Origin of the sequence: Microcystis viridis FACHB-1342, assembly GCF_014698335.1 — a bacterium.
Lineage (GTDB): Bacteria > Cyanobacteriota > Cyanobacteriia > Cyanobacteriales > Microcystaceae > Microcystis > Microcystis ichthyoblabe_A.
This window is the reverse complement of sequence record NZ_JACJSV010000031.1, coordinates 1-19,518: the sequence shown is the minus strand read 5'-3', so window position 1 is coordinate 19,518 and position 19,518 is coordinate 1. Positions and strand designations below refer to the sequence as shown.

Here is a 19,518-nt window from a genome sequence, read left to right as displayed (position 1 = left end):
TATCAAGGGGGGCAGGGGGGATCGAACCTAAAATCCATTTTTAATTTAATTATAACCAGCTACTTAAATTAGCCGTTAAGACTGCACCGGAGTGTCAGAGTTGGGAGCAGGGAGAGGAAGTTTGAGCATTTGTACTAAAATTGTTAATACGCAGTTTAAATTCAGTACAGCTTACCCACTCTCTGTGTGCGAGAATAGCCTGTGTGAAAAACCTAGGTAATTGTTATGGTTGCACCTATACAAAATAGGCAGTTTAACGGGTTGTCTAGCCAAGAAGCTAGTGAGCGCTTGAAACAGCACGGCTACAACGAACTCCCCTCAACTCAGCATCGTACTTTTTTAACCATCGCCCTAGACATTATCCAAGAGCCGATTTTCCTGCTCCTAATTGCCTGTGGTGTCATCTACCTCTTTTTGGGTGATGCACAAGAAGCTCTAATTTTACTGGGGTTTGTCTTTTTTATTATTGGCATCAATCTTTACCAGGAGCAAAAAACGGAACGTTCTCTAGAAGCACTGCGGGACTTATCCAGTCCGCGGGCCTTGGTGATTCGAGATGGGGAACGGCAGCGGATTGCCGGCCGGGAAGTGGTACAGGGCGATCTGATCGTGGTGGAGGAGGGCGATCGCGTTCCTGCGGATGCGATTTTGCTGTGGTCCACTCACTTGACGATTGATGAATCGCTGTTAACCGGAGAGTCTGTTCCGGTCAGGAAACGCACCATCCAGCTAGAAGAAGACCCGAAGCAGCTTTCAGCCACCTTGAGACCGGGTGGAGACGACTTACCCACTGTCTATTCTGGCACTCTGGCGGTACAAGGGCAGGGCATTGCCCAGGTGCAAGCAACGGGTATCGGCACTGAAATGGGAAAAATTGGCAAAGCTCTGCAAACGGTTGAACCGGAAGACACGGTCTTACAAAAAGAAACCCGTCGCATTGTCGGTAAATTGACGATGATCGCGCTGGCCATTTGTGCGGCGGTGGTCGTGATTTATGGATTAACCCGGGCCGATTGGTTGCATGGCTTTTTGGCAGGATTAGCCCTGGCGATGGCAATTTTGCCCAATGAAATTCCGGTGGTCCTGGCCATCTTTCTGGCTCTGGGAGCGTGGCGATTCTCGCAAAAACAGGTACTAACCCGTCGCATTCCAGTGGTTGAAACCCTGGGTTCTGTCACCGTTCTTTGTGTCGATAAGACTGGAACCCTGACATTGAACCAAATGGCCGTCAAACAATTGTTGGTTTACAGCGGCTCCAATGCTTATCTGTACGATGTGACGCTCCACGAGCGCGAACCCTTGCCCGAAGTCCTTCATCCCCTGATCGAGTTTGGTATTCTAGCGAGTCGCAAAGATCCCTTTGACCCGATGGAGAAAGCGTTGCAGCAAATTGGTTGGGATTACCTAGCCAAGACTGAACACCTGCATAGCGATTGGCAACTACTGCGCGAATATCCCCTGTCCACCGATCTCTTGGCCATGTCCTGTGTCTGGGAATCCCTGACGGGGGAGCTTACCGTTGCGGCAAAAGGGGCCCCAGAAGCGATCGCCGATCTCTGCCATTTCAGCCCGATTCAACAACAGGAGCTTGTCGAACAGATCCAGGCAATGGCCGGAGAGGGTTTGCGAGTTCTGGGAGTTGCCCAAGGACGCAAAATGGGAACATTACCCAAAACTCACGCTCTTGAGTCATCCGGGCCTCTAGCCTACTTAGAATCTGACGATCGCTTACCTGTTCAACAACACGACTTTGAGTTTGAATTTGTGGGACTGATCGGACTGGAAGACCCCGTGCGTCCTACTGTGGCACCTGCGATCGCTGAATGCTATGGTGCGGGAATTCGCGTTGTCATGATTACGGGTGATTATCCGGTAACAGCCCAGAACATTGCCCGTCAGATTGGACTCAGGCCTTTAGACAAGGTGATCACCGGTAGGGAACTGGAGCAAATGGGTGAGTCGGAACTGCGCGATCGCATTCAAAGCACCAACATCTTTGCCCGTGTCGTCCCCGAACAAAAACTATTGATTGTCAATGCACTGAAACGCTCCGGGGAAATTGTGGCCATGACCGGTGATGGTGTCAACGATGCCCCGGCCCTCAAGTCTGCCCATATCGGCATTGCCATGGGTGAACGAGGTACGGATGTAGCGCGCGAGTCTGCCGATTTGGTCCTGTTGAAAGATGATTTTTCATCCATTGTCGAATCGGTCAAACTGGGCAGACGTATCTTTGACAACCTGAAAAAGGGGATGGCCTATACCTTGGCCGTTCACGTTCCGATCGCGGGTATGTCCTTGATTCCAGTCATGTTTGGCTGGCCCTTGGTGCTACTCCCGATCCACATTGCCTTTCTGCACTTAATTATCGATCCGGCCTGCACGGTTGTGTTTGAAGCTGAACCGGCAGAAAGCGATATTATGCGTCGTCCCCCCCGTAATCCTAAAGAACCCTTGTTCAGTCGTCGGACGTTGCGATTAGCCTTGCTTCAAGGAACCAGCGTTTTAGTGGTACTGGTTATTGTATTTGCGATCGCCTATAGCAACGGCAATAGTGAATTTAATGCTCGCGCCTTAGCATTTACGACATTGATTATCTCTAACCTGGCTATGATTCTCACCAATCGTTCCTGGTCCCGAACGATTCCAGAAATGCTCCAAGCTCCTAATCAGGCTTTGTGGTGGGTGATCGGCGGTGGACTGCTGTTTTTGGGATTAGTTCTCTATGTTCCCTTGTTACGACACCTGTTCGGCTTTTCATTTCTACATACTGATGATTTGCTGGTCAGCTTAGTTTCTGGAGTTGTCAGTATTTTCTGGTTTGAAGGACTAAAACTGTGGAACCGTCGGCACTTGAACACCCAAAAATAAAAGGCATCATAGATTCCACGATCGGTTACAAATTGTTGCAGCAGTGCGCTATGTAGTTGCTTGAATGAATTGTGCCTACCTACTCAATAATCGGCATGGTGGGTTCAATCATCAAGTTTAACCCTCTGCTAACCAGCGCACGGCATCCTTAGCGTGGTAGGTTAAGATAATATCGGCACCCGCCCGTTTAAAGCTGGTTAAAGTCTCTAAAGTCACCCGTTTTTCGTCAATCCAGCCATTTAACGCCGCCGCTTTAATCATTGAATATTCCCCCGACACATTGTAGGCAGCCACGGGTAAATTAGTCATTTCCTTGATTCTCCAGATAATATCCAGGTAAGATAGGGCAGGTTTTACCATTAACATATCTGCTCCCTCTAATAGGTCTAATTCCACCTCTTTTAAGGCTTCCCTGGCATTACCCGGATCCATTTGGTAGGTTCTGCGATCGCCGAATTGGGGGGTAGAATCAGCCGCATCCCGAAACGGCCCATAATAGGCAGAGGCATATTTAGCCGTATAGGAAAGAATCGGTGTATCACTATAACCCGCCTCATCCAATCCTTGACGAATTGCCTGCACAAAACCATCCATCATTCCCGACGGTGCAATGATATCCACTCCCGCTTTTACCTGAGAAACGGCGGTTTTTTGCAATAATTCCAGAGTGGGATCATTTAACACCCTGCCGGTTAAATCCCCCGTTTGCAGATAACCACAATGACCATGGTTGGTATATTCACACAAACAAGTATCGGCGACAATGAGTAGATCGGGAACTGCCTCTTTAATTGCTGTGGCCGCTTTCTGCACAATACCATGATCGTGCCATGCTCCCGTCGCCTCTGTGTCTTTACTTTCTGGCAGCCCGAATAAAATAATCGCTGGAATTCCTAAATCCCGCACTTCCTTGGCTTCATCAACAATTTTATCGATTGATAATTGGTACACTCCCGGCATCGATTTGACTTCCCGGGCAATACCTTCCCCCGTCGTAGCGAAAAGGGGATAGATAAAGTCATTGGCTGTCAAGACGGTTTCACTCACCAGACGGCGCATTTGAGGGGTTTGACGCAGACGACGGGGGCGATGAATAGGAAACATAGTTTTTTGTGATTAAATCGGGAATCTTGTCTCGATTCTTTAGTTTAAATCTTTGCTGAGGATGAACACAAATCGATTCAGCCGGCAGCTGGCTGCCGGCAGCTATCCGCAATATTTAGTTATTTTGAGCTTAATCAAACTATTTAGATTATTTTTGACCTAATGAGGCTTTATCGTCGTTTTGAGGGCGAAAAACCAGCAATTTGACTAAAATTTAATCTTTATAGCGATCACTTTTGCTGTTGCCACCACCTCATCTCTTTACAAAACTTTACCTCATCAGTGATCAGTTACCAGTTATCAGTTACCAGTTATCAGATGTGAGTTTTCAGTTCACTGATGGCTCTCTTGGATATTGGCTGAAAAATGTTCATGGTGTTACATTAGCGGCGCAAGCGTTCACTGATTACTGATTACTGTTCACTGTTCACTGACTCCCAAAACCCATCTCCATTTGGGAGAAGGATCGTTTATTCTAGGAAGTAAGAGCGATCGATTCAGGATTTTTGTTATGGCCAACTTAGGTGATTTAGTCAAAAAAGCAGTTTATTTGGGCGTAGGCATTGCTACTTATGCCGCCGAAAAAGCTGAAGTAAATTTACAAGAATTAAGAAATCAAGCCCAAAAATTAGCCGATGAAATGATTTCTCGCGGCGAAATAAACGCAGAAGAAGCGAGGAAATACGTCGATGAGTTGGTGAAACAGGCACAACAGCAACCGGTGACAGCTAACGAATCTAATATTCCCCATGAACCCCGACGGATAGAAATTATTGAAGATGAGGAGGACACCAAAGCAGCTGATCCCAAAGTAGATGAATTGCGGCAAAAGGTGGAACGTCTTCAGGAGGAATTACGGAAACTGCAACAGGATTAAAACCTAGATTTTAGGGATAAATAACTAATTATTACCAGACAAGGGATGCAAGTATAAACATGGACGATTGGCAGAAGGATTTTTGGGAAGTGATCGAAACTGTGGCACTGGGAATTGAAAATTTTTTCCAAGAAGTGACCCAAGCTATTGAAGAAATCAATGAGGAAATTATCATCGATCTGGAACAGTTTATTCAAGAGGTTTTACCCCAGGAATTAGAAGAATTTTTTAACCTCGATGAATCCCTATTTTCGGAATTAGACGAACCCTCGGATTTTACCCTCACTCCTAAGGTTAACCCCGATCCTAATACCCATGCTGCTTGTATCGGTTGCCGTAATTATCACGGTTATATCTACGGAGGCAATCTTCTCGTCTGCGGTTTCCATCCCTACGGTTGGGATAGTGATAGTTGTCCCGATTGGCAAGCAGAGGATTAATTATTTTCCTATAAAATCAGGTAGGGTTATTATCCCTACCCATAACTTTTATCTCAAAGCAGTTAGGGACTTGCGCTTTGATAATTTACCATCTGGCTGGTCTGGTTCTTCTACAGAGCGATTTTCTGGCTGGGATATTATTCCTAAGCAAGTTCCTTATCGTTGTTGTGGTCAAAAAAAGGTATCCTTTGTCCCCAATCAGTAATCCTTGAATCGAGCCAATGACATCCCAGAGAGCTTCTCGTTCCGAGCCATTCGCGGGAGTCAGTCCCGATGAAAAAATTTTCACCACCAGAGATGAAAGAGGTTTCCTTCCCTACACCCGTTCAGACCTCGGCGTGAGCTTTTGTCGAACGCAAAAGCTCACGGCCGAAGCCCACACCCCACACCCTATACCCTCTTTCAAGTAAAGATGAAGTCACTAGCAGTTAACGTGCCCGCAAATCCTACAAGGGTAATCTGACCGAAGCCTGGAGTAGAAGGACTCGTAATGATGTCGTTACCAGCACCAGGGCCGACAGTAATCGTCAAAGCCCCGATGCCGCCGAGACCAAAGGCAGACAAGTCAATCTTGTCAGCACCACCCCCACTGAAGTCAGTGATGACATCGTTACCGAAACCACTTGCGAAGCGGAACGTGTCATTGCCGATCCCCCCAGTTAGGGAGTCATTGCCGAGGCCGCCAACCAGAGTGTCATTGTCGGCACCACCGTTCAGGATATCATTCTGTGTACCACCGTTCAGGGTGTCATTGCCGGCATCGCCATTATAGGTGCGAGCCGAGGCGTTGGTGGCAGTAATGGTGTCGTTCCCGCCTAAACCATTGACACCGTTAGAGAGAAAGGTGGTGGCACTGAAATCAAGCACATTGCCATTCGCGTTGCCATCAATCCCGCGATTTTGGCCACCCGCATCCAGGTTGACCCGCTCGATGCCGTTGGTGGCCAAGAATTGATTCAGCACCAGATTGCCCTGGCCGCCATCTGTGGTTCGCTGCAAGGTGTCGATACCATCCCCGCCTTGCAGGTTGTCAAACTCAGCCTCGTTCAGGTTGGCGAGGAAGGTATCGTCGTTATCGCCGCCGTTCAGACTGTCAGCACCAACCCCCCCCTTGATGGTGTCGTTGCCGCCGCCACCGGAGATGGTGTCATTGTCGGCACCACCGTTCAGGATATCATTCTGTGTACCACCGTTCAGGGTGTCATTGCCGGCATCGCCATTATAGGTGCGAGCCGAGGCGTTGGTGGCAGTAATGGTGTCGTCCCCGCCTAAACCATTGACACCGTTAGAGAGAAAGGTGGTGGCACTGAAATCAAGCACATTGCCATTCGCGTTGCCATCAATCCCGCGATTTTGGCCACCCGCATCCAGGTTGACCCGCTCGATGCCGTTGGTGGCCAAGAATTGATTCAACACCAGATTGCCCTGGCCGCCGGTGGTGGTGCGTTGTAAAGTGTCTGTCCCCGACCCGCCTTGCAGGTTGTCAAACTCAGCCTCGCTCAGGTTGGCGAAGAAGGTATCGTCTCCCGCACCGCCAAATAGGCAGTCTTCATCCGCACCTCCGGTAATGGAGTCGTTTCCGGCAAGGCCAAACACCAAGTCTTGTCCATCACCAGCCTGAATCGTGTTGTTCGCTGCGGTGCCCACAATGAGGCTACTTTTCCCGGCTACATCCGTATAACTAGCCGTGGTCATCACCACCACATTGTTGATCGGGATCAAGCAATCGGTGATGTTGTAAACCTGGCCATCATCTAGCACGTTGGCTGTGGCCGACTCGAAGTTTTTAGCCTTGAACTGGAGGCTCGCGATATTGATGGTGCCTCCACTGGGCGCGAGGGTCTTACCCGTGGGAGCAGCAACGTAAGTGTTGAGCGACCCGATATCGCCGACACTGAAAGCCCCAAGCTGCAGGGGAGTCAACACCAGATTGATGGTGTCAGTACCGTTGCCGCCGTCATAGACGGTGACTTGGCCGCTGTGGCTCGCCGCCGTCCAAACCGTGTCGGCACCGTCAGCCATGCTGACGCCGGTGACGTTCAGCAGCTGGCCGATCAGGCTTAGGTTGACCACCTCGTTGGTGGCGTTGCTGCCGTTGATGGCCTGATTGTTGCCGTCCAGGGTCTCGATGCTGGAATAGGTGGCGGTGGTGCCGCTGCCCGACGGGCCGAATGAAGATATGCTCAGCGCACCAGCACCCGTGTTCCTGATCGTGTCGTTGCCGGTGCCGCCGATGATAGTGTCGCCGCCCAGCTGTAAGCCAGCGATGTTGAAGGTGTCGTCGCCGTCGCCCCCGTCCATGCTATCGGCACCGTCGCCGCCGGTGATGGTGTCATTGCCCGCGCCGGCATTGATGCTGTCGTTGCCGCTACCAGTGCTGATCGTATCGGCGAAGCTGCTGCCGACGACGATCTGGGTGCCGCTGCCGCCGTTGATGGTCACCCCAGCATCCGCAGTGGAGACGTTGACGTAGTCGGTGCCGCCGGTGGCATTAAAGGTGTTGATCGCGCCCACCCCGGTGGCGCTGCTGAACCCGGAGAGGTCGAAGATGTCGCTGCCGTTGTTGGTGCCGTTGATGGCAAAATTGTTGCCTTTGAAGGTCTCGATGCCCTGATAGGTCGCGCCGGCTGAGGTCGGCAGAGACCCGTTGATAAGGGTGTAGTTCGTCCCCGCGACGCCGAAGGACAGGAAAGTGGAGAGGGCGCCGGTGACGTTGATCGTGTCGCTGCCACTAGCGCCCGTGTCGTTGAAGGTGTCGCCACCCAGCTGTGAGCCAGCGATGTTGTAGGTGTCGCTGCCATCGCCCCCATCCATGCTATCGGCACCGTCGCCGCCTATGAGAGTGTCATCGCCCGCGCCGGCATTGATGGCGTCGTTGCTAATACCAGTGCTGATCGTCTCGGCGAAGCCGCTGCCGGTAACGTTCTGGGTGCCGCCGCCGCCGTTGATGGTGATGCTGGTGAAGCTGACACCGGAGTTTGTGGTCAAGCCGGACAGATTGACGACGTCGGTGCCGCCGGTGGTGTCCAAGGTGTTGATCACCAGATCGGTGTCGGTGAATGGAGGTGACCCCCCAGGGGAGATGGTGAATCCCGACCCGGTGACCTTATAGCCGCCTGTGTCGTCGAGGACGTTGATCGTATTGCCGCTGTTGTTGCCATTGATGGTTCGCGTAGGCATAATCTTTTCTCCAAATTTGTTGTTTGCGTTGACGCGCCGGTGCCAGTCCTGAAAGCCAAATGGGGCCATCCAAAAAATGGTCTAAGCCCCCGATTGGGGTCAGACTCGACTGACCGATTGTGGACACTCAAAGTGAAGTAGTTTGATCTTACAGTATCTGGTTTTTCGTTACTTGGTATGGTTCGATAGGGGGGTATAAATCGACTAAATTCTTATCTGGCAAGAGATTTAATTGATTAGTTCGCTCCAGATCGCAAACAATTGACAAAAATTGCGGTAATGTCTTTTTCTATAAGGGTTTCATCCTTTATAACCCCCGTCCATTGCATAACACAAACCGAAGAGCAAAAATAATTTAGGATCGCTATAGTTAAGAATTACCCTTGGAAGCATGGTAAGGTTCAGAATCAAAAGGCTGCATCCCCACATCGGGATATTCATCATTGTTGGGACTAAAAATGCGAGCGAAAGCCTCTGTTAGGTACTGGACAAAATTGTGTAATGTATCCTTGATATTCATTGCTTTTCCCTCCGACTCTCGACAACAATCTCTTTTTCGGATCAGGTTGATTCACCCCTCCATCGCCATTATCTGGCCAGAATCTCATCAATTGTTGACTTTTGAGATAATTCTTGAATAATCTCCATAAGACTTTATATTTTTTCTTGTTTATCTAAATCTTTATAGTAATTCTTGTATTTTTGTAAAGGAAAAATTATTCAATCAAATCGCTGAACAAATATTTAATTGTTGTCCAGAAAGGACTGTATCCTTGTTGATCATCATTTTGATTGTTTATTTAGAAATGTGACAGAAAAAAATAAGGTTTTGGTCGTAGATGCAGCGAGTCAAGGTTAGCTTTATTGTTATTGAGCCGGAATTTGAAATTGCTAACTTAATTGACCCAGTGGTGCAGAAAACTCCTGAAAGACTTGCTGGACAAGGAGTCCGAGTTAGATAGGGAGTTAAGAGGAGCAAGTTTATGAGATGCTTAAGTTCCCCAAAGTCATCCCTAGGTTAGCCCCTCTCCTTTAACTTCAACTACTTGAACAACTAAGTCAATGGATTAAGGGATAATCTCGATCGCAGTAGCTTTGCTCTAGCCCACTGGACTTAGATAGTACAAAGGAACTACTGCAGACGTTTTAAGCGTTCTTGGAGAATTTGGGCTTGTTTTTCGGACTCTGCTAAAGCTTGCTTCGTTTTTTGGATTAAAGCTTCTGGAGCTTTTTCGACAAAGCTAGGTTTATTCAGGCGATCGCTCAAACTCTTAATTTCCCCTTCTACTTTAGCTAAATTTTTCGCTAATTTCCCGGCCAATACCGATATATCAACCAATCCGGACAGGGGAATGAGGATTTCTACCGTAGCGACAACACCAGCGATCGCTTGATTGACTTCCTCGGTTAATTTGGCCGTCAAAATTAAGTTTTCGATCTTGGCCAAGTCTTTTAAGTACACTTGTCCGCGTTGCAAAATAGCTAATTCTTGGCTGTTTTCTGTCTGTAAAATTGCCGTGATCGTTGCTCCCGGTTTAATCCCCGCTTCGGCCCGCAAATTACGCAACACCCGAATACTTTCTATTAATAACTCAAAAGTATTTTCTAAGTCTAGATCGATCAGAGAACTATCGGCTATTGGATAGGTTTCTAAAGCCAAAACTTGCTGATTTTCTTGGGTTAAATGATGCCAAATTTCCTCGGTAATATGGGGCATAAAGGGATGTAATAATTTTAATGTTCCTGCCAAGATAAAAGCCAAAGTTTGCCGGGCCGTAGCACAGGAAACCGATTCTTTATCCTTCCATAAACGAGTTTTCACTAACTCGATATACCAATCACAGAAATCGCGCCAGATAAATTCGTATAGACCTTTTGCCGCTTCCCCCATGCCATAATTTTCTAGATAATCTCTAGTTTTTTGTACTGTTTGATGATAACGAGATAAAATCCAGCGATCGGCTAATTCTAAATTTTCTAAAACTGGTTCACCCAATTCTTCTGGGGTTTTTCCCTCCAGATTCATCATCACAAAACGGGAAGCATTCCAAATTTTATTGGCAAAATTTCGGGCAGCTTCTACGGATTCCGATTCATCGGTTTTACGGTTATATTGCAGACTGATATCCTGTCCTGCTCCTGCCACTTCTCGAATTAAGGTATATCGTAAAGCATCGGTTCCATATTTATCAATTAAAATTAGGGGATCGATGCCGTTATTGGCAGATTTAGACATCTTTTTGCCGTTTTCATCCCTAACTAAACCGTGAATATAGACATCTTTAAAAGGCATTTGTCGCGTAAAATAGCCCGCCATCATCGTCATTCTAGCCACCCAGAAAAAGATAATATCAAAACCAGTGACGAGGGTTGTGGTGGGATAATAAGTGTCTAGATCAAGGGTTTTTTCTGGCCATCCCATAGTCGAAAATGGCCACAATCCCGAGGAAAACCAAGTATCTAAAACATCGGGGTCTTGTTGAATAATTATATCCTCTCCATACTCTTGTTTGGCCTTGGCTAAAGCGGAGGTTTCATCCCAGGCAACAACGAAGGGAGTATGGTTAGTAATTTCGTTATTGGTTTCACTGATAATATACCAAGCGGGAATTTGATGACCCCACCATAGTTGTCGAGAAATACACCAATCTTTGAGTTTAACTAACCAATCGCGATAAACTTTTGTCCATCTTTCTGGCACAAAACGGGGCGAGTTTTCCTGATCTAAACAGGTTAAAGCTTTTGTGGCTAAAGGTTCAATTTTAACGAACCATTGGGTAGATAAAAGGGGTTCCACGGGAACTTTACCTCGATCGCTATAGGGGACGCTATGGCGATAGGCTTCAATCTTAACTAAAAAACCGTCTTCATCGAGTTTTTTAACGACATTTTTGCGGGCAACAAAACGATCTTGACCCGCGAATATTCCGGCATTTTCGTTTAAACTGCCGTCTAAATTCATGATATTAATAAAGGCTAAATTATGGCGTTTACCCATCTCAAAATCCTTGGGATCGTGGGCCGGCGTAACTTTGACGCAACCAGTACCGAATTGGGGATCCACTAATTCATCGGCAATAATCGGGATTTCTCGCCCCATTATCGGTAAAGTGACGGTTTTGCCGATTAAATGACGATAACGGGGGTCTTGCGGGTTGACAGCGACACCAGTATCACCGAGCATGGTTTCGGGCCTTGTGGTGGCTACTTGAAGATAACCACTACCATCGCTGAGAGGATAGCGAAAATACCAGAGATTTCCCTCAATATCCTTGTTTTCCACCTCTAAATCGGAAACGGCCGACCGGGATTCGGGACACCAGTTAACTAAGTATTGACCGCGATAGATTAATCCGTCCTCATAGAGTTTGATAAAAGCAGTACGGACAGCATGGGAAAGTCCCTCATCCATGGTGAAACGTTCCCGCGTCCAATCGACGGATACCCCCAAGCGTCGCAGTTGATTAACAATGGTACTACCTGACTCCTCTTTCCATTGCCAAGCGCGTTCGAGGAATTTTTCCCTTCCTAGTTGATAACGGTCGGTTTTTTCGGCTTTTAATTGGCGATCGAGTATAGCTTGTACTGCAATACTAGCGTGATCTGTTCCGGGCAGCCAGAGGGTATTTTTGCCGGTCATGCGTTTGTAGCGAACAAGTGTATCAATCAAGGCACTCTCGAAAGCGTGACCCATGTGGAGACTACCGGTAACATTGGGAGGAGGGATAACTATACAGTAGGTTTCGCCGCCTTTTTCGGGGTTTGCTGTAAATATTTCTTGATTTTCCCAATATTGCTGCCATTTCGTTTCTGTGATCTTGGGATCGTATTGCTTCGATAGTTCCGAGGTCATGATGGGGGGATTCTACAATTCTTAGTTCTTTGTCAATTGTCCCACATTTGGGAGAGATCAAATTCCTGTTTAGTTGCAGGCTAAAAATTTTCAAGAGTCTTATTAAGATAGCTGTTATCTTTTCCTTGGGTAAACATAGCTAATTTCTGGTAATTATTTTGCATTTTATCAGTATAATAATTGCTATAATCAATTGAGGGAGTCAATCAATGGGTAGGTAGGTATTAAAAACTTTCAGATGCCCCCTTATTAAGGTAGGGTTGATTCATTTAAATTAAGTACAGCTGATTTTGAATTAATAAATTTGACTGAAGATTCTCAAGTTTATCTTTCTCTAACTAAAAGAGTTAGTCACAACAATTAATCTTTAATCCTCTGCCAATATTTATTATGAATAGATTGATAAAGCTTGTTATCAAGCCACTAAAAGCCTATCTCTCTTGAAATTGTCTGAGAGTACATCCTGTTAATTTAGCTAATTTTTCTGCTTACTTCTTACGTCGATAAAACTATCAGTTTTTCCCAACGTTCAGCTAATCACCTTTGTCCCTCTGTTATTAAGAGAAAACCCAAACCTCTGAAAAGATTCAATCCTATAGTTGTGAGAATTGACCAATTGCTTGCCGCTTGAAAATCCCTGATCTGGCTTTTATCTTCCTCAAAAATTACATCTTTTACCCAATGTAACTGATTTTTTATTTTCCAATGTCCTCACTTCGACACATTTCGACACATTTCGACAAGCTCAATGTAAAAGCTCAATGTAAAAGCTCAGTGACCGCGAATAATTTTGGCAAATACTTGAGCGGATTCGGTTAGGCTACACTTCGACACATTTCAACAAGCTCAATGTAAAGGCTCAGTGACCGCTGATATAGTAAGCTGTTTCTTCATAAGTTTTATCCCCGCGACTACCCTTTCTTTCTACTTTAAGAAGTCTTCGCAGATTTTCAAACTCTTGTCTTTCATTTTTCTAGTTTTTCCGAACTTACCATGTAAAATCAACTAGCAAAATGCCAATTTAATAAATATCTAAGACTAAAGTTTTTAAAGTTTCTAAATCCACAGCCTCTCCTTTTAATCACATTCAGTTTATTGTTAATTCCTTCAACTGTTCTCAGGGTTGTTCGGTTATCAAAATGATGAGTATGAAATACAATTCAATTATCTTAAACAAAAATGCCAAGACTTAGCGATAAAATATCCAGACAAAAATTATTTATTTGATAATTATATTGAAAAACAAAGATATGAGTATAACAATTTAGAAAATATAATTACTTGTGCAACAATGGTAATTCAAAATAAATAATTTTGGACTAACATCGCCTTCCGTCTGACCCTGTTCCATAAGTTGATTGCAATGTCGAAGCCACTGCCTAGCAGTACGCCATCGCTAAGTGATTTTTCATATTACGTCAGAGCGTGGCGAAAAACTCGATGACCGGTTCGAGAGGGCGGGACTCGGCTAATGTAGAACGGGGGTGCTGAATCGTTTGTATTTTTTCAGGCTACCACCCCCTCCTTTTCTGATACCGAACTGAGGGTAATTATCGTCAAGCGTCAAAACATCTAGGCCTCTCCTTAATCCTAGTAATGTAAACTTTGATTATAGAGAAAGACTTCTAGCTCCGATCCGATGTTACATTAATAATTGAAGCTAAAAAAAAAGGTTCTTCCTTACTTGGTATGGTTCGATAGGGTGGCATAACGACGATAACAGCGATCAACCTGAACGCTCATATTTCCTAGAGTAGAGAACAAGGGAGTTAGGCAATTGCAGCTAGGGTTCAATGCTTCTCCAACCAGTCCCAAGTAGTGGGGGGAAATACCTGAGAATCGATAAACTGATCCCTGTTTGCGGGTGATGCTAGGCGTTGGACAAAAGCGAGATTATAGAAGGGATTATGGAAACTTGGACGCGATCAATTGACATCGAGGAGATAGCAAAACGCCATGGGTCTCCTCTCTACATACTGAACGTCGGTCAGCTTCGTCGGAACCTGTCCCACTTTGTGGAGCTTGTCGGCAGTCCATCTCAGGTTGCCTACCCGATCAAGGCTAATCCGTCGATGGCGATTCTGAATGAACTGGCATCCCTGGGATGCTCCGCAGACTGCTCTTCTAAATATGAAGTTGAGTTGGCCCTTTCTTGCGGATTCCCGTTGAATCGGATCACATACAACAGTCCGGCGCCCGACCACCAGCTAATGGTAGATCTCCTCGATGGAGGCTCAACAGTAGTTGCTGACTCTCAAGCTATATTAGATGACCTTCAACATAAGCTTTATGGCAAGGATTGGAGTGGGAGCTTGCTGGTTCGAGTTAACCCAGAAAAACCGGTGGAATATTTCCACAATACTGATTGGCAGGATCTGGTTTCTCACGCCTCACCAAACAGTAAGTTTGGCATCCCATCCGAGGAATTGCCAGATGCTCTGGCCAGTTGCAAACTACCTATAGCTGGCTTGCATATCCATATTGGAACTCAGATGGATAATGTATCGGCATTTAATAATTCGGTTCAGTTTATTCATCATTTGAAAAACTTAATCGAAGCCAGCTCGAATCATTGCATGAGAAAACTAAATCTTGGCGGTGGGTTTGGCATTGACTTCCATGACGGGCAACAGTTTCCAACAATCCTAGAGTACACAGAAGCATTAAAGAAACACTTGTTACCCGGTATTGAGTACATAGTCGAGCCTGGACACGCACTGGTTGGTAATGCCGTCGCCTTGTTGACTCGTATCCGCGAGCTTAAGCAGATGCGGGGCAGACGTTGGGCTATTGTTGATGTTGGCTCCGACCAGCTAATCAAGGTGACTCTCCTCTCATGGAGCCACCAAATTATCGATCGCAATCATCGCACCCTGCCTACTCAAGGGGACGATGCTATTGGAGGGCCACTTTGTTTTGCCGGCGATATATTGCTACCATCGACCAATTTAGAAGGCCAGAGTCGTGGGGATCCATTGTTAATCCAACACGCAGGAGCATATTGCTATTCAGTAAGCAATCACTTTAATGGGTTTCACGGGCCCGGGCATATAACCATAGATGAAATGGGTCAAATAGAAACGGCTTACGCTGCTGAGGACGTATTTGCCGATCACAGTTTCTTGGGATTTTCCAGGCCGACGCACCCCCCTTCAGAAGTGCTAGATCATGAAATTGATCTCGATATCATTGAAAGACTAAGCAGTGACTATCTCAAGCAGGGAGAATCTTCAGATGGCTACGCATTTACCAGAGTCCAACTCATAGCGCCAAGAACTTTGCAGTTCATGGTGAAGGCGAAGAGTTCTTTAGGGGCGATATCAATCCCATTCGCCGTCCGCATCGCCTCGGATGCCACAATAATTTCAGCTTTGTATCTTGTCGGCAAACAGGCCAAAGATGTTTCAGTTTGGGGAACAAGAACATATTTGAAGTCAGACACGATAATTCGTACCAGCCAGCCATTGAGACTGGTTGTATATATAGCGCCCAAATCAAGCCTCCCTGTGGATAAGCATACTACTCACCTGTCTCACTGGGACCTCGGCAACGGGAAGTTTAAGGGATCGTTCCGATTCATCTTATAAAGTTCTTTTCGTTGCCTTGCTCACGATATTTACACAAGCACCTTGGCACTGTGTTTCTATGATGCCATCAACTTTTAGCTATCACCTTGAGGGTGGGAGCTTTTTCTTGCTTTAGGGGCAGTTTGTCTTTTTCCCTAGCGGTGATTGCTTCTTTGTTCTGTTGAGTTAGTTAATTCTTCTGCGCTTTCTTTGACTACTGTTGAGGTCACTGCTGCCATAATTTTTGAATAATAAGAGTTATGGTCGGTCAAGCGTCAAAACATCTAAGCTTTTCCTTGACCCTGGCAATGTAAACTTTAATTAAGAGAAAGACTTCTAGCTCCGATCCGATGTTATATTAATAATTGAGGCTAAAGAGAAAAGCCTCCCTGACAGATCAACTGGCAAGGTTATAAGGTCAAGTTCACAAAGGAGTAAACCCTGTTAAAGTTCCATTCTGTCTCGATAACGGCGATAACAGCGATCAACCTGAACGCTCATATTTCCTAGAGTAGAGAACAAGGGAGTTAGGCAATTGCAACTGAGGTTCAATGCTTCTCCAACCAGTCTCAAGTTATGAGGGGAAATACCTGAGAATCGGTAAACTGATCGCTGTTATTGTTTGTCAACACAAGTAATTGATAATTGCAGTCGCTCTCCTTTGATGAGATAATAGAAAGTCTTCTGTTCAAAAGGATATCGATAGGATGCGACTCTCTCAACAGCTTTTTGTCACCCTCCGGGAAGATCCAGCCGAGGCGGAAATCCCCAGTCATAAATGCTTAGTCCGTGCCGGTTACATTCGTCGTATCGGCAGCGGTATTTACGCCTATTTACCTCTGATGTGGCGGGTTTTGCAGAAAGTCTCCCAGATAGTCCGGGAAGAAATGAATAAAGCCGGCGCCCAAGAATGTTTACTTCCCCAACTGCAACCGGCGGAACTCTGGCAAGAATCGGGCCGTTGGGACACCTACACAAAAGCAGAAGGGATTATGTTTGCCCTGACGGACAGGCAAAACCGGGAGTTAGGATTAGGACCGACTCACGAAGAAGTAATTACTGCCGTCGCTCGTGATTTAATTCGTTCCTATCGACAATTACCGGTTAATTTATATCAGATTCAAACTAAATTTCGCGATGAAATTCGCCCTCGTTTTGGTTTAATGCGGGGACGGGAATTTATTATGAAAGATGCCTATTCTTTCAATCTTGACGAGGAATGTTTAAAGAAAACCTATCAAGCGATGGATATAGCTTACCGCAATATTTTCCGCCGTTGTGGGTTAGCTTTTCGGGCAGTAGAAGCCGATTCTGGAGCGATTGGCGGTTCCGCATCCCAAGAATTTATGGTCTTAGCTGATGCTGGAGAAGATGAGGTTTTATTTACTGCCGATGAAAAGTATGCGGCTAATGTAGAAAAAGCCGTTTCTTTGCCAGCAGATAAAGTGGCTTCTCCCTTTAAAAAGTTTGCTAAAAAAGAGACTCCTAACACCAACACGATCGAAAGTTTAGCTAAATTTCTTGATTGTTCTGCCACTGCCATCGTCAAAAATGTTCTCTACGAAGTGCTTTATGATAGCGGCATAACTGTTTTAGTTTTACTGCATATTCGCGGCGATCAAGAGGTTAATGAAGTTAAACTACAAAATGAATTAGTTAGACAGGCGAGCTGTTACAATGCTAAAACAATTTTGGCTTTAAAAATACCCGATGCTGCCGCTCAACAGAAATGGGCAACTAAACCTTTACCTTTAGGTTATATTGCTCCCGACTTAGAAGATAATTTACTCAAAAAAGCCAGCGATATAGCTCCTAAGTTTTTACGCATAGCAGACAACACAGTGACAGACTTAGAAAACTTTATCACTGGTGCTAATGAAACCGGATTTCATGTAGTGGGAGCCAATTGGGGTAAAGATTTTATCTTACCAGAATTAATCGTCGATCTACGCAAAGCCCGGGTAGGCGATCGAGCTATTCACGATCCTAATCAAACCTTGCAAAGTGCTAGAGGAATTGAAGTCGGTCATATCTTCCAATTGGGTTATAAATATTCTCAAGCTATGAATGCTTTTTATACTAATGAAGCGGGAGAATCTACCCCCATTTGTATGGGTTGTTATGGTATAGGAGTATCGCGTTTAGCCCAGGCAGCCGTAGAACAATCCTACGACAAAGATGGCATTATTTGGCCCGTAGCTATTGCCCCCTATCAAGCGATTGTGGTTATTCCTAATTTAGCCGATGCCGAGCAGGTAAAAACTGCCGAAAGTTTATACAATGAGTTAAATCAAGCCGGCATTGAAACCCTTTTAGATGACCGGGATGAACGTGCGGGAGTTAAGTTCAAAGATGCGGATTTAATTGGGATTCCCTATCGCATTGTCACGGGTAAATCTCTCAAATCGGGTAAGGTGGAATTAGTCGAAAGAGCCAGTAAAAAAGCATCAGAAGTAGCAATTAATGAGGTGGTTTCCTATTTAGAAACTGCTATTTCAAAGGTAAATGTTTCTGATTAAGTAATTAAATATACAGATAATTTTCTTTGTTTATGTATTTGATGAGCGAATATGAGTCGGGGTACCTCCTGTCATAGCAATAATTTTTCCAGCGTTGCTGATTTGAGATATAAATCTTCTTTTGTGGGATTTTTAAAACCTAGACCCAAACTGGGGTGAGGGCATCTCAAAGGCTATTGACAATTGGCCAATTTTGTGATTTGCGTGGGCATTTCAAGTGATACCAGTCAATCAGAATAGTTACGAACTCGACCTATTTGGTCGATTGTTGCTTAACAATTGAGATGGCAAATTCTACTCAAATATGCCTGAATTGTCGTCTGGGTAGGCAACTCACATAAAGTTCATTTTGTCAAGGATTGTTAAGATGCGCTTACCCAGGGCTGCTAATATGCCATAGAGTTTTTTATCTCTGATTTGGTCTATTACTATTTTACTGAATTTTGCCGATTCATGAAGAAAAAAGTGTTGATGCCTTTGGGCAAGATAGAGCGATTACATTTAAATTTTTAATAAGGTCGAGGTTGAAAATTATCGGGAATATCTAATTCAAATACTTGGTCATGAATCCGAGCCACATAAAACCCCTCTTGCAGAATTTTTTCGCGTAATTCTGGAGATACATGAACCGCTGCTAATATGCCATAGAGTTTTTTATCTTTGTGTTCAGGGAAAAAGCTGCGAAACCGTTGCAAAATACTTTTTAATTGTGTAATAGATTCCTCTCTAGCATGACTTTTAACCTCGACGATATAGGCAGTATTTAGCTCACCATTAGTATAGGCAAGAACATCAATTTCTAGGTGTTTTCCATCTTCGCTTGCTCGGACACTGGGACTAACAACTTTCATGCCGAACCGTTGTCTGAGAATCGTTTCCATTGAGGGAAGGGCAAGTCCTTCGGTAAAACTGCCGAATTTAGCACCGAGTCCCCCAATTTGTTTACCTAATTCTCTGAGTTGTCGGTCGGTTTCCTGTTGTCGTCGCTCGGTTTCCTTCTGTTGTCGGTCAGTTTCTTTTTGAGCAGCAGTTAATTCGGCTTGAGCAGTGGCTAATTCGGCTAAGATTTGCCATACGTCTTCGGATGTAGTTGCCATAGATAATTTTT

The 19,518-nt window shown here is 45.5% G+C and carries 12 protein-coding genes and 4 pseudogenes; 7 read left to right on the top strand and 9 right to left on the bottom strand.

All coding sequences use genetic code 11. The annotated features are described in order from the left end of the window. Positions 1-225 precede the first annotated feature (225 nt). Positions 226-2,871: a cation-translocating P-type ATPase gene (locus tag H6G40_RS11820; protein WP_190537720.1), complete on the top strand. Its 2,646-nt coding sequence runs from the start codon at positions 226-228 to the stop codon at positions 2,869-2,871. Between the two features lie 117 nt (positions 2,872-2,988). Here H6G40_RS11820 and hemB read toward each other — a convergent pair whose 3' ends face one another. Beyond that, positions 2,989-3,975 (bottom strand): porphobilinogen synthase, encoded by a 987-nt coding sequence (gene hemB, locus H6G40_RS11815; RefSeq protein WP_002735900.1) that lies wholly within the window; start codon positions 3,973-3,975, stop codon positions 2,989-2,991. 511 nt (positions 3,976-4,486) lie between these two features. Here hemB and H6G40_RS11810 point away from each other — a divergent pair. Together H6G40_RS11810 and H6G40_RS11805 are read left to right on the top strand one after the other, a co-directional pair. Continuing rightward, positions 4,487-4,852: a phasin family protein gene (locus tag H6G40_RS11810; RefSeq protein WP_002777874.1), complete on the top strand. Its 366-nt coding sequence runs from the start codon at positions 4,487-4,489 to the stop codon at positions 4,850-4,852. Between the two features lie 59 nt (positions 4,853-4,911). Continuing rightward, complete coding sequence (locus H6G40_RS11805; protein WP_002752180.1) at positions 4,912-5,292, top strand: hypothetical protein; 381 nt, start codon at positions 4,912-4,914, stop codon at positions 5,290-5,292. Between the two features lie 118 nt (positions 5,293-5,410). Here the strand turns inward: H6G40_RS11805 and H6G40_RS24155 are convergent. Then, a pseudogene (locus H6G40_RS24155) lies at positions 5,411-5,560 on the bottom strand (IS982 family transposase); the annotation flags it as partial. On the opposite strand from H6G40_RS24155, the gene H6G40_RS24150 reads away from it, so the two are divergent. Beyond that, complete coding sequence (locus H6G40_RS24150; protein WP_071590287.1) at positions 5,514-5,702, top strand: hypothetical protein; 189 nt, start codon at positions 5,514-5,516, stop codon at positions 5,700-5,702. The pseudogene H6G40_RS24155 and the gene H6G40_RS24150 overlap by 47 nt on opposite strands. Here H6G40_RS24150 and H6G40_RS11795 read toward each other — a convergent pair. From H6G40_RS11795 to H6G40_RS11790, 3 genes and pseudogenes are all read right to left on the bottom strand, one after another. Further along, positions 5,695-8,472, bottom strand: coding sequence for a beta strand repeat-containing protein (locus H6G40_RS11795; protein ID WP_069475746.1), 2,778 nt, complete (start codon positions 8,470-8,472; stop codon positions 5,695-5,697). The genes H6G40_RS24150 and H6G40_RS11795 overlap by 8 nt on opposite strands. A 148-nt stretch (positions 8,473-8,620) precedes the next feature. Further along, positions 8,621-8,801 (bottom strand): annotated as a pseudogene (locus tag H6G40_RS23280) (hypothetical protein). 41 nt (positions 8,802-8,842) lie between these two features. Next, positions 8,843-8,992 carry a hypothetical protein gene (locus H6G40_RS11790; RefSeq protein WP_002735434.1) on the bottom strand — a complete coding sequence of 50 codons (150 nt, stop codon included), beginning with the start codon at positions 8,990-8,992 and terminating at the stop codon, positions 8,843-8,845. A gap of 319 nt (positions 8,993-9,311) precedes the next feature. Between H6G40_RS11790 and H6G40_RS23705 the strand changes: the two genes are divergently transcribed. Then, the gene (locus H6G40_RS23705; protein ID WP_002738230.1) at positions 9,312-9,434 is read left to right on the top strand and encodes a hypothetical protein; all 123 of its coding nucleotides are present in this window, start codon (positions 9,312-9,314) and stop codon (positions 9,432-9,434) included. A gap of 170 nt (positions 9,435-9,604) precedes the next feature. Here H6G40_RS23705 and H6G40_RS11785 read toward each other — a convergent pair whose 3' ends face one another. The 3 genes and pseudogenes from H6G40_RS11785 to H6G40_RS11775 form a co-directional block, all read right to left on the bottom strand. Further along, positions 9,605-12,325, bottom strand: a complete 2,721-nt coding sequence (locus H6G40_RS11785; RefSeq protein ID WP_069475732.1) for a valine--tRNA ligase — start codon at positions 12,323-12,325, stop codon at positions 9,605-9,607. A 537-nt stretch (positions 12,326-12,862) separates the two neighbouring features. Beyond that, positions 12,863-13,298, bottom strand: a pseudogene (locus H6G40_RS11780) (hypothetical protein); the annotation flags it as partial. A 28-nt stretch (positions 13,299-13,326) separates the two neighbouring features. Next, positions 13,327-13,467, bottom strand: a pseudogene (locus H6G40_RS11775) (transposase); the annotation flags it as partial. 765 nt (positions 13,468-14,232) lie between these two features. On the opposite strand from H6G40_RS11775, the gene H6G40_RS11770 reads away from it, so the two are divergent. Then, the gene (locus tag H6G40_RS11770) at positions 14,233-15,912 is read left to right on the top strand and encodes a diaminopimelate decarboxylase family protein (RefSeq protein ID WP_042790862.1); all 1,680 of its coding nucleotides are present in this window, start codon (positions 14,233-14,235) and stop codon (positions 15,910-15,912) included. A 686-nt stretch (positions 15,913-16,598) separates the two neighbouring features. Then, complete coding sequence (locus tag H6G40_RS11765; protein ID WP_002736417.1) at positions 16,599-18,410, top strand: proline--tRNA ligase; 1,812 nt, start codon at positions 16,599-16,601, stop codon at positions 18,408-18,410. A gap of 509 nt (positions 18,411-18,919) precedes the next feature. Here the strand turns inward: H6G40_RS11765 and H6G40_RS11760 are convergent. Continuing rightward, on the bottom strand, positions 18,920-19,507 hold the full coding sequence (locus tag H6G40_RS11760) for a DUF3782 domain-containing protein (RefSeq protein ID WP_069475733.1): 588 nt from the start codon (positions 19,505-19,507) through the stop codon (positions 18,920-18,922). Positions 19,508-19,518 lie beyond the last annotated feature (11 nt).